27 protein-coding genes and 1 tRNA gene are annotated in these 12,279 nt (G+C 48.8%); 2 read left to right on the top strand and 26 right to left on the bottom strand.

Going from position 1 to position 12,279, the window contains the following annotated elements:
* The first annotated feature begins 148 nt into the window (after nt 1–148).
* Nucleotides 149–224, top strand: a tRNA-Thr gene (locus ACMV8I_RS18975).
* Between the two features lie 14 nt (nt 225–238).
* Here the strand turns inward: ACMV8I_RS18975 and ACMV8I_RS18970 are convergent.
* From ACMV8I_RS18970 to ACMV8I_RS18855, 24 genes are all read right to left on the bottom strand, one after another.
* Complete coding sequence (locus ACMV8I_RS18970) at nt 239–1,336, bottom strand: tyrosine-type recombinase/integrase (RefSeq protein ID WP_498866803.1); 1,098 nt, start codon at nt 1,334–1,336, stop codon at nt 239–241.
* Entirely contained in the window at nt 1,219–1,581 is a 363-nt protein-coding gene (locus ACMV8I_RS18965) for a helix-turn-helix domain-containing protein (RefSeq protein WP_498866755.1), read from the bottom strand. Before ACMV8I_RS18965 ends, ACMV8I_RS18970 begins: the two co-directional genes overlap by 118 nt.
* A 2-nt stretch (nt 1,582–1,583) precedes the next feature.
* On the bottom strand, nt 1,584–1,796 hold the full coding sequence (locus ACMV8I_RS18960) for a hypothetical protein (RefSeq protein ID WP_152327963.1): 213 nt from the start codon (nt 1,794–1,796) through the stop codon (nt 1,584–1,586).
* A gap of 3 nt (nt 1,797–1,799) precedes the next feature.
* Nucleotides 1,800–2,312 carry a hypothetical protein gene (locus ACMV8I_RS18955; protein WP_498866754.1) on the bottom strand — a complete coding sequence of 171 codons (513 nt, stop codon included), beginning with the start codon at nt 2,310–2,312 and terminating at the stop codon, nt 1,800–1,802.
* Between the two features lie 235 nt (nt 2,313–2,547).
* Nucleotides 2,548–2,799, bottom strand: a complete 252-nt coding sequence (locus ACMV8I_RS18950; protein ID WP_498866753.1) for a hypothetical protein — start codon at nt 2,797–2,799, stop codon at nt 2,548–2,550.
* On the bottom strand, nt 2,796–3,035 hold the full coding sequence (locus tag ACMV8I_RS18945) for a DUF4060 family protein (RefSeq protein ID WP_498866752.1): 240 nt from the start codon (nt 3,033–3,035) through the stop codon (nt 2,796–2,798). Before ACMV8I_RS18945 ends, ACMV8I_RS18950 begins: the two co-directional genes overlap by 4 nt.
* The gene (locus ACMV8I_RS18940) at nt 3,032–3,301 is read right to left on the bottom strand and encodes a DUF3850 domain-containing protein (protein ID WP_498866751.1); all 270 of its coding nucleotides are present in this window, start codon (nt 3,299–3,301) and stop codon (nt 3,032–3,034) included. Before ACMV8I_RS18940 ends, ACMV8I_RS18945 begins: the two co-directional genes overlap by 4 nt.
* A 116-nt stretch (nt 3,302–3,417) precedes the next feature.
* Entirely contained in the window at nt 3,418–3,879 is a 462-nt protein-coding gene (locus tag ACMV8I_RS18935) for a hypothetical protein (RefSeq protein ID WP_498866750.1), read from the bottom strand.
* 5 nt (nt 3,880–3,884) lie between these two features.
* Entirely contained in the window at nt 3,885–4,394 is a 510-nt protein-coding gene (locus ACMV8I_RS18930; RefSeq protein ID WP_498866749.1) for an HNH endonuclease, read from the bottom strand.
* A 183-nt stretch (nt 4,395–4,577) separates the two neighbouring features.
* Entirely contained in the window at nt 4,578–5,138 is a 561-nt protein-coding gene (locus tag ACMV8I_RS18925) for an ead/Ea22-like family protein (protein ID WP_498866748.1), read from the bottom strand.
* Nucleotides 5,135–5,638: a hypothetical protein gene (locus ACMV8I_RS18920; protein ID WP_498866747.1), complete on the bottom strand. Its 504-nt coding sequence runs from the start codon at nt 5,636–5,638 to the stop codon at nt 5,135–5,137. The genes ACMV8I_RS18925 and ACMV8I_RS18920 overlap by 4 nt, the downstream gene beginning before the upstream one ends.
* A gap of 12 nt (nt 5,639–5,650) precedes the next feature.
* A complete protein-coding gene (locus ACMV8I_RS18915; protein WP_498866746.1) occupies nt 5,651–5,851 on the bottom strand; it encodes a hypothetical protein in 201 nt (66 codons plus the stop codon).
* Nucleotides 5,848–6,468: a hypothetical protein gene (locus tag ACMV8I_RS18910; protein ID WP_498866745.1), complete on the bottom strand. Its 621-nt coding sequence runs from the start codon at nt 6,466–6,468 to the stop codon at nt 5,848–5,850. Before ACMV8I_RS18910 ends, ACMV8I_RS18915 begins: the two co-directional genes overlap by 4 nt.
* Nucleotides 6,465–6,845: a zinc-finger-containing protein gene (locus tag ACMV8I_RS18905; protein WP_498866744.1), complete on the bottom strand. Its 381-nt coding sequence runs from the start codon at nt 6,843–6,845 to the stop codon at nt 6,465–6,467. Before ACMV8I_RS18905 ends, ACMV8I_RS18910 begins: the two co-directional genes overlap by 4 nt.
* A 10-nt stretch (nt 6,846–6,855) precedes the next feature.
* A complete protein-coding gene (locus tag ACMV8I_RS18900; protein WP_498866743.1) occupies nt 6,856–7,152 on the bottom strand; it encodes a hypothetical protein in 297 nt (98 codons plus the stop codon).
* A 17-nt stretch (nt 7,153–7,169) separates the two neighbouring features.
* Nucleotides 7,170–7,508: a hypothetical protein gene (locus ACMV8I_RS18895; protein ID WP_498866742.1), complete on the bottom strand. Its 339-nt coding sequence runs from the start codon at nt 7,506–7,508 to the stop codon at nt 7,170–7,172.
* Nucleotides 7,509–8,126: an ERF family protein gene (locus ACMV8I_RS18890; RefSeq protein WP_498866741.1), complete on the bottom strand. Its 618-nt coding sequence runs from the start codon at nt 8,124–8,126 to the stop codon at nt 7,509–7,511.
* Nucleotides 8,110–8,292: a hypothetical protein gene (locus ACMV8I_RS18885; RefSeq protein WP_498866740.1), complete on the bottom strand. Its 183-nt coding sequence runs from the start codon at nt 8,290–8,292 to the stop codon at nt 8,110–8,112. Before ACMV8I_RS18885 ends, ACMV8I_RS18890 begins: the two co-directional genes overlap by 17 nt.
* A complete protein-coding gene (locus tag ACMV8I_RS18880) occupies nt 8,289–8,495 on the bottom strand; it encodes a hypothetical protein (protein WP_498866739.1) in 207 nt (68 codons plus the stop codon). Before ACMV8I_RS18880 ends, ACMV8I_RS18885 begins: the two co-directional genes overlap by 4 nt.
* Nucleotides 8,492–8,674 carry a hypothetical protein gene (locus tag ACMV8I_RS18875; RefSeq protein ID WP_498866738.1) on the bottom strand — a complete coding sequence of 61 codons (183 nt, stop codon included), beginning with the start codon at nt 8,672–8,674 and terminating at the stop codon, nt 8,492–8,494. The genes ACMV8I_RS18880 and ACMV8I_RS18875 overlap by 4 nt, the downstream gene beginning before the upstream one ends.
* A gap of 18 nt (nt 8,675–8,692) precedes the next feature.
* Nucleotides 8,693–9,730 (bottom strand): hypothetical protein, encoded by a 1,038-nt coding sequence (locus tag ACMV8I_RS18870; RefSeq protein ID WP_498866737.1) that lies wholly within the window; start codon nt 9,728–9,730, stop codon nt 8,693–8,695.
* A gap of 77 nt (nt 9,731–9,807) precedes the next feature.
* On the bottom strand, nt 9,808–10,317 hold the full coding sequence (locus tag ACMV8I_RS18865) for a hypothetical protein (RefSeq protein ID WP_498866736.1): 510 nt from the start codon (nt 10,315–10,317) through the stop codon (nt 9,808–9,810).
* 119 nt (nt 10,318–10,436) lie between these two features.
* On the bottom strand, nt 10,437–10,700 hold the full coding sequence (locus ACMV8I_RS18860; protein WP_498866735.1) for a hypothetical protein: 264 nt from the start codon (nt 10,698–10,700) through the stop codon (nt 10,437–10,439).
* The gene (locus tag ACMV8I_RS18855) at nt 10,697–10,918 is read right to left on the bottom strand and encodes a hypothetical protein (protein WP_498866734.1); all 222 of its coding nucleotides are present in this window, start codon (nt 10,916–10,918) and stop codon (nt 10,697–10,699) included. The genes ACMV8I_RS18860 and ACMV8I_RS18855 overlap by 4 nt, the downstream gene beginning before the upstream one ends.
* Before the next feature lie 256 nt (nt 10,919–11,174).
* Here ACMV8I_RS18855 and ACMV8I_RS18850 point away from each other — a divergent pair, with 256 nt between their 5' ends.
* Entirely contained in the window at nt 11,175–11,339 is a 165-nt protein-coding gene (locus ACMV8I_RS18850; RefSeq protein ID WP_498866733.1) for a hypothetical protein, read from the top strand.
* 337 nt (nt 11,340–11,676) lie between these two features.
* Here ACMV8I_RS18850 and ACMV8I_RS18845 read toward each other — a convergent pair whose 3' ends face one another.
* Both ACMV8I_RS18845 and ACMV8I_RS18840 read right to left on the bottom strand, forming a co-directional pair.
* A complete protein-coding gene (locus ACMV8I_RS18845) occupies nt 11,677–11,853 on the bottom strand; it encodes a hypothetical protein (protein WP_498866732.1) in 177 nt (58 codons plus the stop codon).
* Nucleotides 11,854–11,862: 9 nt separating this feature from the next.
* Complete coding sequence (locus ACMV8I_RS18840; RefSeq protein WP_498866731.1) at nt 11,863–12,204, bottom strand: transcriptional antitermination N peptide; 342 nt, start codon at nt 12,202–12,204, stop codon at nt 11,863–11,865.
* Between the last annotated feature and the right edge of the window lie 75 nt (nt 12,205–12,279).

Here is a 12,279-nt window from a genome sequence, read left to right as displayed (position 1 = left end):
CACCGGTGGATTTGAGAGAAGAAACCGGTGCAACGCACATGAAATCAACAGGATGATGAGAAAAGCAGCAAACACACTTTCCTACTATTGACTCACGCAGAAGATTTCAATAAATTACGCCACGTAGTCCCCCGCAGCACCTCAAAAAGCCGACTTAGCTCAGTAGGTAGAGCAACTGACTTGTAATCAGTAGGTCACCAGTTCGATTCCGGTAGTCGGCACCATATAAAACAATCACTTACGCTATCTTAAGCACCTTATCGATTCCATGCTGTGCCGTATTTGTGCCATCGACCACAATCATTGAGTCCAGTTTGCATGCGTGTTCTGATAGGTGATTGGGAGAGAGATGTGCGTATCGGCGCACCATTTCAATACACTCCCAGCCACCCATTTCCTGCAATGCCGAAAGTGGAACACCACTTTGTATCAACCAGCTCGCCCAGGTATGCCTCAAGTCATGAAATCTGAAATCCTCGATCCCCGCCAACTTTAATCCCTTCTGCCATTGCCTGTTATCATCCACCCGCATTTTCCGAACATCTGGCGTCATTGAGCCATCAGCACGATTCTTCGCTTTGGTGTGCACAAATACCCATCGCGAGTGAAGACCGAACTGTTTTCTCAGAACAGAACATGCCGTATCGTTCAGCGCGACGCCTATCGCCTTTCCTCCCTTTGCGTTCTCCGGATTAATCCATGCCACTTTTCGCGGCATATCAATTTGCGACCATTCCAAATTAATGATGTTGGAACGCCGCAACCCTGTAGATAGAGCGAAGATAACTACCGGCCTGATGATGTCCGGCATAACACGGATCATCCTTTCCGCCTCCTCTCGGGTTAGCCAGCGAATGCGCCGGTTAGGAGTTGAACGTGATTTCAGATTAGGCGCTTTCTCCAGCCATCCCCATTCCTTTTCCGCAATTCTCAGTAGGCTACGAATAAAAGCCAGGTAAAGATTCTTGGTGGCATTGGTAACTTCAACCTTACCGTTAGACTTCCTGTTCTTCAGGCCAGCAACAGCCGAAGTAATTTCCTCCGGCCTGATGCTTGATAGAATTCTTCCTGAGAAGTGCTCCAGGAAGAATTCAATCTTGGTCTTGTCATCATCCAATGACCGCTTATGTTGCTTATCCGTAAGCCAGCGAACGCATGCTTCTTCAAAGGTTTTTTGAGGGGCTTCACCTAACCGGCTAACCCGCCATGACTCAGATTTCAGTTTGTCGTGCAGCTCTTGCGCTTCAAGCCTGTCTGACGTGTCAAGAGACCGCCTAACACGCTTTCCGTCTGGCGTTGCGAAGTCGCAGTGCCAAACTCCACCACGTTGTTTGATCGCCATAATGTATCCTCTTTACGGCCATCTGATTCACTCACGGCCTGATTGTGCTTTTGATTGTGAACATACTCAAGGCAGGATGACTTTAAAATCTCAAACCGACCCTGAGCCTTTTCCCCGCTCTTTCCGGCAATTAGCTTCCCTGCCTTAATGAGACCCCGAACCGTACGCGGTGATTTCTTAAGATATGCAGCCGCTTCGGTGAGCTTAAAAACCTCATCGTCTAATAGAATTTCTTGCATACTTACCTCTCTTCAAATTGTCCGTTGAGCACGCCAATCGTCCACAGAAAATCAACCAACCGGTAGATCGGCTTAATGGGCTGATAGTGGCGTTTGATGATCGGGCCGGAAAGTTTATCGAATGGGGTTTTTGGATTGGCCGCTACGGCCTGGTGGAGTTCTTCATTACATCTTCGCGCAGCGGAGCGCAGTGCATTCCGCTCCTGTTCTGTCATGGGTTACTCCATCTTTCGGTAACCGGCATCGTAGAGCCATTTAGCGAGCGGCTTTGGCGAGCATCCTGTGCGGTATTCGATTATCTCAGCCATGCCATCAATCGCTGCGTCCCTTGCCACATCTTCAGGTGACCGGATAGGGCGGAAATCCATAGGCTTATCGCTGAAGAATACCCTTCGGCAATCGTATGACCACCCGAATGCAAATCCATCTTTATGAGCAATGATATCTACTGCAAGCCACGCTCCTTTATCATTTTGCATTTCACACTCCCATCCAGTGGGTGGTAAATGCTCGCCATCCCAAGCCTGCTCGGTGATTGGTCGGCGCTCGGCGATGATCTCCCAGTTTGATACTGAGTCTATGGGGAATCCTTCATTCAATGGGCATGCGCCACCAATAAACTCCGTTAGGTGTTTTATCCATTTTTGACGAAGGTGCCGAACAATAACCAAGCACTCATCCTGCGCACCTTCAAAATCCTTCTCACTGCCTTTCAGGTATTCATATTTCATTTCCAAACTCCATAAATCAGAAAGGTGAGGCCAATCCAGAAAATTGCGCCGAAAAGGAAGATAGCGAGCCAAATCAACCGGCGTTCAAGTCTTGTATACATAATCACCCCTGCGGCAGTAGCACCCATGAAAGTAAGATGACCGAGATTATCCCGACGATAATTGCTGCGGACTCCGGCAGCGCGTTTAGCTTCACCTCTCTATCCAAAGTTGGTGTTTTTTTCATATCAATCCCTCAATCAAAGAATCTGATGGTGGAACCCTTCAGCCATGCGGAGCAGACAACGCCATTAACCTGCTTGCCGGCCGGTGAAGTTGCGCTGAACTCGGTTGCATAGTTGTCGCCTTTTGCGCACCCAGCCCACGAATAACCGCCGATGTGAATATTGCTAAATCCATTGTCTGCCAGCACCTTTACGGCGCGTTCTGGGTCAGTACATCCAGCCAATGCCAAGAATATGAACGCCAGTGCGATCAGTTTTTTCATGCCGCCTCTCCATAGTGAACTTTCGTTAGCTGTCGATGACCAGTGATGACGTGAGCCATGTGATGTTTGTTAGTGTTGGTGACTTCGATTTGATAATGCTTGCCGCGGTATTTGATGCTGTAGATGACGGGGTGAGACTTGTTGCCAGAGCCGTAGCGTTTAATGTGCTCGTCTATTGCTGAGTGAGCAGCGACGATGTGGGCTGGCTCAGTGTCACCATTGATGAGTATCTTCATGCCGCTTCTGCCGCTGCAACCTCAAACTCCGAAGCAGGTATCATGCTGATAAGCACATAACCCTCTGCAAACTCGCCAATGTCTGCCACATGAGTAACGCGCCGGAATGCATGGTTCCCAGTGAATGCTCCATCAAAGAACTCACGTAGTTTTAGTAAGTCGCCAGCTTTATAATTACGGTCATTGAATCGCAGTTCAGCAGTCTTTCTACCAGAAAATACAGGGTCGAAGTGCTCAGGTGAGATTTTAAGTACGTGAGTTTTCATCGCAGATACCTCATATGACAGGCGTAAAAAAACCGCTCAAGGCGGCATATTCTTTGTGAAGCTTATCTAACTCATTAGCAGGTAAAATTAGGAGTTATGTGATGTAGCATGGCGCACTACGCTGGATTTAGTGTTGCGGATAATACGAGGTTACCGTAAATCGGACCTACCAACTGTGCGCCTTCAATATCAGAATCCGCGATAGAATAGATTACCGCGCCAGTATCTTTTGCAGCATACAGATACCCAATATGAGCCATCGGCAACTGTGGGGTTGTGAATACTGGCACGTCGTCGTTAAAGCGCTGCGTGAATGACAGGCTAATCTCAACTTGAACATGACCTTTCCCGCGCTGTTTTGCGGCTTGCTCCGCATCCGGGCGGCTTAACCAAAAATCAGGACAACTCACCGGCACTCCCTGCGCCTCACGGATTTTTATAAATTCATCAATTGCCGTTAACAATGCCGACGCTTTGGTAACGGCGGCAGTTAATTCAATTGATGCGCCGCATTTTTCGATGGCCTGGATAACATCATATGCTTGCTGTAATAACGGGTTATTTGAAAGGTTCACCATTGTATTTATTCCTGTTTTTGTAGAATCTGAGCAGTTGCTGCGTACTGTCCTTGGTATTTATCATGAGCCTCACTAGCCACTAGTTCGGCAAGCTCAATGTCTTTGTAATACCCAAATCTTCTAGGTTTCCCGTAGACATTCATTTGCACTACCCATTTTTCGCGAGACTTATACCAGGAGACACCCTTAACGCCGCTACTATTGTCTACGCGTAGGCCTTGATTGAAGTTGTTCTGTTGTTGATTTACCTCGCGTAAATTTGACCATCTATCATCCAATCTGATTCGGTTTATGTGATCCATCTGTATAGGCCATCTGCCGTTCATATAGAAAAATGCCAGTCGTGCTGATAAATAATCTTTCCCGTTAATCCTTAACTTTCGGTAACCATCTGCACTTATGTTCCCGGCTTCAGACCATTTTATGCACGGGCCACGCGTCTTTAATCTTATCCACGCTCCTGTGTCAGGTTCATATCGAAGAATATCTTTCAGTTCTTCAATGCTCAGTTTCATGGTCTTACCTCCACCCTTCTAAAAATCCGTTGTGCCACATGAGGAACGCCCACACCATCCGGCCTTTGAAATCCTGCCACTGGTAACGTTCTTCATACTTGTTGTAGGTGCAAAACTCACGGAAGCCATGAGTCATATATTTGAACTTTCGCCACTGGCAGTAGAGCATGACGTGAGCGTGCATCACTCCTCCTTAACCAGAAAACCGGCTGTCCGAATTTCGTGGATAGAATTGTCGTTAGCGCTTACCCAGCCCTCTGCATATTGGCGGTCAAATCCAGATCGATGCATGACTTCACCAACTGAAAGCTTTGGCAGCACTACTGGGTTTACAAGCTTGGCGCGGAGTTGTGCGATTTCTTTCTGCTGAGCGCCGATTAATAGACATGACGCCACGATATCCTTTCTCGTTAACAGCTCATCCCGCTCTTTCTCTGCCGCCTCTGCTCGTTCAAATTGTTCGTTGAATGCTTTATCCGAGGCTTTTCTCAATAAATTTTCTGCGGCATACTTCCGGCGCTCTGCTTCGAGCTGGTCGAGTAGGGTGAGAATGGTTGCAGGGTTTGCCAGAGCGATAAACTTGGCATTTGCCATACACTCGGGGCCGGAGCAGGCAGCTACATAGTAATTTGCATTTAGCCCGGCATCTGCAATAACGGAATGCTGTGAATCAGTACACCAATCGCCACCCGTGGATTTAATCGCAGCTTCACGCAGCGCCGCGATATCAGTTTTGTCAGTCATACAACCTCCTTCACCGGCAATCCGGCATAAACTTCTGGCAAGTGGCCACGGATTTGAAGACGGCGAAGTGCGCTATACATGTAATCGCATTCAGCCTGCTTATTGGCATGAAAGGGTTTGCGAAAATACCAAACCGCATTGCCCGGCCAACCCCAAACTTTATAGACGCGGCCATTTTTTACGTTTAGCAGCCCCCAGCCTTCGGGTAATTCCTCAATGCTGATCAGTCCCGGCTCGCAGATGAAAAAGCGCCAGTCCCCCATCCCCAATTCAGGATTCACGCGAAACCGCTTTTTCCTGTCTGCGAGGAAATCAGCGCGAGAGCACTTTGCTTCGATTAGGCAGGATGAGAGGTTGCGGAATCCGATTGCATCAGGCTGTTCACCCGTTGAAACCCCAGCAATAAACCGATCATGAAACGCAACCTTAAACCCGTTATTTCGGAGAAACCGCTCTGCGATAATACAAAGTTCACTGTGGGTTAGGGTTGTATCAGTCATGAGGTTGCTCCTTCACCATGCTAAATCTGCTTTGAATTTATGCCCGCAATCTTGGTTCGGGCACTCCACGTCAACATCCTTTAAACATTCGAGCGCATGGCCTTTAGTGCCATCGGTGAATTCGCCATCATCATTTAAATCAAACGACTCTTCGCACTCGGGGCATTCGACATATAAAGCAACAGACCATACGGCCTCTACGTTGTCGCTCATCCCTTCCTCCCAGCGCGCAGATCAGTGGCTAGTATTGCCAGCTCTTCAAGTACCAATCTGGCGACCTGTGAATTGCAGAAATTACGCACCGCTGGCTCAACCAGATTGAACATCTTCTCGGCACCAACAGACTCGATCTCAGCGATATCGGCGTCGGTGATTGGTGTTTCGCTGTGGGATAGCTCCGGCAGAACTTCATCCCATGAAGCGATATCGCCGTTACGATGCCAGCCTGTCACGCCATCACTTTCACGGACTAAATCTTTAACTGCGGAGATGATGAAATCCTGAATGCAATTTTCAGCTTTCAGCGCCGAATTCTCAGCAGCCAGCCCCATCACATACTCAATGACCAGCTTGCTGTGTTCGCCTTCACCAGCAATGCCGAAAGCGTTGATGATGTTTTGCTGTGAGAGTCGATAAGCTGAAAGTTTCTGGTTTAGGATGGCGTTTTCTGTTTTGCGTTCTTCGATTTCAACGGCTTCATCAATCATGATTTCGATGAGCTTTTCGATGTCACCAAGAAGCACGTCCTTGCCTCTGTGACAAATGGCTGCAAGATATTTTCCTCTCTCATCAGCATCCTTCATGAGTTCTCTTAATTCTACTGGGTTCATAATGCGTTCCTCTTCTGGCAAGATGCGACAACGCGCTCGCACATTTCAATGTTGAACATCCCGATGTGGCAGTCCTTGCTTGTGATTTCCAACTGATTTGCAAGCCACCTATAGGCATCCTTCCGCTTCATCCATCCATTCTTCCAGATCGGATCAAACGCAGCATGAGCCTGATTTTTCGCCGCTCTCAGGGAAGAATTAGCCAGCCTGCCCAGTGGTACAGCATTGCTGTCTTTGTGGCAGCCGACGTAAGCCCGGCAAGGTATGCATTGCCAGAACTGAAGAGAAAATAAATCGGGACGGTGAGGGTAGATTGCTCGGCCAGTAACCAAAGTCGATGGCTGGCCGCAGTAATCGCAAATTACTGTGCGGGTCATGAGTGTTCCTTTAGGCTGCCCGGCGATAGATGTTCATTCTTCGGCGCTTAGCTGATATGGATTTCAGTGAGCGGCCGGTCATGAGGGTGATTTCTTTGTCGGAATGTGTAGTGAAGAGTGCAGTTTCGGCTGGCGTCCAATCCTTATTTGACCTGACCAGAACAAGCTGAATCCCGAAGTATCTCGCTTTTGTTCTAACAGATTCTGGCGTTCTCCCCATCGCTTGAGAAAGCTCACCGGCTGACTGAGTGCTGGCCACTTCGACCAAAAAATCTAGTTCTGACCGGCTCCATTGTTTACGGGCCATCGCCACCTCGCTTATTTTTAATCATGCCGCATCGGACCATCCTGCCCGGCAATTTTATATGGTGCGTATGGGCCATCCCAATCGCGCGGAGCATTTATGATTACTTCTACTGGCAGGCGCGGATAGGTAGATGCTGTGCGGTTCATCAGCATCCTTGCCGACCATTCTTTGTGCCGCATTCCATCAATCTGAGGGCTGGGACGCCCGGCGCTCATTTCCTCCATCGCATGGATAGCACCACACATGACAAGCGCTTTGTTTAGCGTTGTATCTCTCATGGCCTTGATGCTTCGTGCGTAGATAGGGCGAAGATGGGATGGGAGGGAGGAGGATATTGTTTGCTGTAAATTATTCATTTATGCGGCCTTATTAAGTTCTGACCCTCGCGTTTTAAATACTTCCACGCATTTAGTTTGATGCTCTGCCGATGCCGCCAAGGCGTTCCATGCTGGCGTATAAATCCCTTTGAGTTCAGCCACGGTCTGGCAGTCAGCAGCTTGAGATGTGAAATCCTGGAGTATTTGATCTGGTGATCTGGCTGCCGGATGATGAACAAGCGCATCAGCATCCTGAGCTGTCTCTTCTGTCGGAATGCAGAACGCCTGAAATGCCGCGTATTTGTAGGCGATGGACATTGCCTTGTTTGTGGCCTTGTCTCCGCTATCCATAGCCTCGCCAAAGGTGATCACCGTGTGTTTGCTTCCGTCTTCCGTGGCAACGAAATCAAACTCGGCCTTCACGACGACATAAAACAGAACGCCGCCTTTCTGAGTGACTCTCTCCGACACTGTCCGCTCTGTTATGCGAGGGAGTATTACGAGTCCATTCTTGACCAACGCAGGGGATAGAGCGTTATACACGGCGTCAATGCCACGAAACTGAAACCCTTGCTGCTGGTTGCGGCTGTCCTTGGAAATTCCGACTTCTGATAAATCCTTTGCCACGCCTGCAATTGCTTTATAAACGGCTGTCATTTTGAGCCTCCTCAATCCTGTTCTGCTGCCGACTGGTGCGGTGATCTGCATTAGCCTCTAATTGCGCCATTTCATCAGTGAAGCGTTCGTCTGCAATCAGATGTTTCCATGCGATAGACGCTGATACAGAGCTGAGTGCAGCGTTGAAGCGTTCATCCTGAGTCATGCTGCTTTCTCCTCTGGAATGCTCACTGAGAAGCCTCGACCCCGCAGGTATTCCGCGATAGCGTCGTCGTTTATCCAGTCCAGCACGCCGGGTTCGTTGTCGAACCGGATGCTATCTACGGACTCAACTGTGACGCTGGTTTCATATGGCCTGACACCGTGCTTAGACTTCACTTCGCCGCGACAGGTGATTTCAATGTTCATGGCTGACCCTCTTGGTTGAGTGTTGCCACCAGGCGCTCCCACAGCTTTTGCAGAAGCGTCTTAGGCGGCTGGTGAAAGCTTGCTGAGTTAACGCGGAAGGCTGGGAAGTGCTGCATTTTGGTCAAATAGTTGATAGAGCAGCCCGATGGGGACTGCCCTGCGATGGCTAAGGTCATCATTGAGGTGCTCCGGTTTAATTAATATTGAATTGAGGTGTGGGGAATGTTGCCGTCTTTGATTTGCATCAGGACGTCGATAGCCTGAACCCGAGTCAGTCCGGCGTGCGCTACGAGAGCGTTAACAACGTCAGTTCCGATCGCTTTGCGGTGTGTTTCATTTGCAGCACGAGCAGCGGCTTCATCAGCGATACGCTTCTCTTCTGCCATCCGCGCATCTTCTTTCTGCTGGGCTTCACGCTGAATACGCTGGGCTTCCTGTTGAGCTTTGAGTTGCTCGGCTGCGATAGCTTCCTGCTTCTCGCGCTCAGCTTGCTGTGCTGCGGCTAACCGGTCAGTTTCTACCTTGGCCGCCGCGTCAATGCGGAATTGCTCGGCTTTCTGCGCTGCAGCTTCACGGTCTCGCTTTTCCTGCTCTGCCTGAGCCTTCAAGTCAGCTTCACGCTTAGCCGATGTTTCACGTTCCCGCTGAATCTTTTCGTCGGCTTCATGCTGTGCTTGCTCAACTGCCTGACGCTTTATTTCAGCTTCGTGGGCAATGCGCTGGCGTTCTGTCTCGGCTTTAGCGTCGGCAATATCGCGGTCATGCTGTGCGTTCATCAGAAGTGCGAGTTCGTGATCTGCTTCGATGCGTTCAGCGCGTGATTTATCGATATCAGCGTTCATTTCCAGCGCTTCTGCATGCAAGTCTTGCATCTGCTTTTCATATGCGACACGTGCTTGCTCGGCGTCCCACTCATCCCGAGGCTTCAGCGTTTTAGCTTTCAGCGCATCGAGCCGGTCACGAACTGTTTTCCGATTGGCGTCGATTTTCTTGGGGATTTCTTTGTACTCATCAACAAGGTCTTTCCCCAAGCCGTCGAGGTATGTCTTGGTACGGGCTATTTTCAAGCCAAGTGAGCCGATAGCGTCACGGCCTTTCTTGGTCGATACATCAGGCACAAATGAGCCGACCTCTTGCTCAACTTTTAGCAAGATGGATTCAATCTCATCGGGTTTAGTAAATACCGTGAGCGCGTTCTTAGGCTCGACGATAACCAGTTCGTTAGACTCACTCATGGCAACTCCTGTAATTGATGTTTAGATGAAGAAGCCAGCTCTTGAACTGGCTTTTGCATCCATTGAAAAAGCCGCGGTTAGGCGGCTTGGCTTGCGGCTTTCTTCTGCCTGTTTATTTCATCGATATTCATCAGGCAGTAGATTGCAGATTCAATGTCGCCTTCAGTTAATCCACCACGGAGAAATTTCGCCAATGCATCATTGGTTAGGCCAACCTTGAAAACAATGCTTCCATGTCGCGGCCCATATCCGTACTCATGGTCTTCGCGCTGATCGCTCCAGTGGGCATAATCTTTAGTTCCGAAATACTTCTCACTGAGGGTTTTCCCACCCGCCGCCAAATCGTTTATTGCGTCAGTAACGCAACCGCGCCGCTCTGAATTTCCTTTCAAATCACCAAAGCTCACAACTGACATGCCAAGCTTTAGTAAATCCTCGTCCAGCCCAGCACTTACGAAATTAAGCTGCTCGGTGATTTTCACCAGTTCACGGGCAATGCGTTTTGATTCTCTCTCGTAGAGATCACGCAGACTTTCTCTTTCAGTTTCGAGATGCTTCTTGCTTAGTGTTAGGGCTGTCAGGCTCATGGTTATCTCCAGATATAAAAAAGCCCTGTGGGGTGACAGGGCGAAGTGGTTCACAGCATTAACTTGATAAGGGGCTCTTATCACGATGCGCACTCAGTGAATGCGCAGCAGGAAGGGGCTCACTTAGGCAATTCTCGGTAGTTAAGTTCTCGGGTTAACTGGCTGATGAAGCCGCTCTTATATTCAGTCAGGCGGTCAATCCAGTAGTCTGTAGAACTATCACCTGCACTCATCAAGGCGGCCATTTTCGTGCATAGCTCATAAGGCAGTTCATAGCAGGGGACAATCTGAGCAACCCCGGCAAGCTTTTCGCCAAATGATTGGGGTATTTTGATGGCGTAACACTTATAGATAATGCTTCTGGTGACTTTGAATTCGCTCATTTGTCGTTACCTTCTTCGCGAGCCTTCATCATTGCGTCAGCCCACGCATAAGCCTGACTTGCTCCTGACTCGGGGTTATTACCTTCCTGCAAAAAACATATTTGAGCCATAGCTCTACCCGCGAATTCATCACGCAAAAGCGCTCCTTCCGTACGCACGTTTTCGTTAAACCAATTCGCCTCGGTAGTGGGGTGAACCGTAACTGGATACTTGCTCATACTTCCTCCTCAACTTCCTTAATCTCAGGCTTCAAACGATAAGCCGCATATTGCTCATGGTTCATGCGAACTTTGTTTCGTGTGCCTATTTGGTTAATGGTGTATTCGTAACCGTTAGCCACCCTCGAAACGAGAAAGTGCTCACCTGTTAAAGTGTTTGTTAATCGCATGGGGGTGGCTCCGGTGGGGTAGAAATGTCTTTCAATTAATATTTTGTGGGATAAAGTTAATATCCGATTTACCAATGGAGATTGTAATGCCTAATAAAATGACGACAGATGAATTGGCATTGGCATATGTGACTTCTCAAAAGACCGGTCTTACTCATTTTGATTTTTTAGATGAACTGGAAAAAGCTAAGGCTGCCTTTAAGAATCTAAAGGGAAAAGATAATAAAGCTTCTACACTTAATCACCTTTAAGGGTAATGGCGAGCGATGGCGCGTATTCGCTCGCCAGCGTTACGGTTCACATGTTGCCTCCCGATTCAGTAATGCCAGGGTCATCGGCGGCTGGCTCCGCATAGAATCTTCATTCATGCGCACTCGTTAAAATGCGCAGGGTGAAGTCTCAGTTAGTTATGATGCGGGGTGGGGCAGGCGTGCTTCTTGCCGAAAACTCGCTTTGCCTGAATTATTTTTGATAGGTTGGCTGACCTGTAAAATACAGCGCGACATTTACTGCAAAAGAGCGTTGCATTGCCGTAGGCATCAAGACCCCAACCAACGAATTCGTTAATCTTCCGTTTCATCTCTCACCTCATAGTGCAGTTACTGTTGCTGACGTGCAGCCAGCGCCATTGATTACTAAGGCAACATCAATCTCATCAAAATAAATACCAGAGTCGATGAGGTCTTTAGCCGCTTCCCTCAAGTCTTCTTCATCAAGTCCTGTGTGATGCAGTTCATCAGCACTTAAAGTCAGCGTTATTTTCATATCGACCCCTCAGCGTGCTGTAATTGTTTCTGTTGGCTTGCGATGCCCGGCGGCGAAAATTGCCACGTCAGGCAAACAGATATTGTCTGCGCTTGCCTGTTCTTTACTGCGCAACGGTAAAGTCATCGTTGCTTTGTATACCCTTGCAGAACAGCCTGAGAGGCTCAGAGCGATGCGCTTCTCAAATTGCATGTCCTTGTTCGCTTCTGCTCGATGCGCTATGGCACGAGCCAGTTTATTGCGTTGTCTTGAGTTCATGTTTGCTTCCTCGGTAAGTGCTTGGGTGGTGTGGTGGTTGGTAGTCATTCTTTCGGCTAAACCGCTGGTGCTACGTTCGATTGAAATCGACAACGCTGACCCCTTCCAGATGGCTTCCCCACCACACCCCGAAGCACTTTCCTTCGGCTTCCCCGAATCAGGGAAGAA

Origin of the sequence: Ewingella sp. S1.OA.A_B6 (genome assembly GCF_049889095.1) — a bacterium.
In the GTDB taxonomy this organism is placed as follows: Bacteria; Pseudomonadota; Gammaproteobacteria; order Enterobacterales; family Enterobacteriaceae; genus Ewingella.
This window is presented reverse-complemented; position numbering and strand designations above follow the sequence as displayed.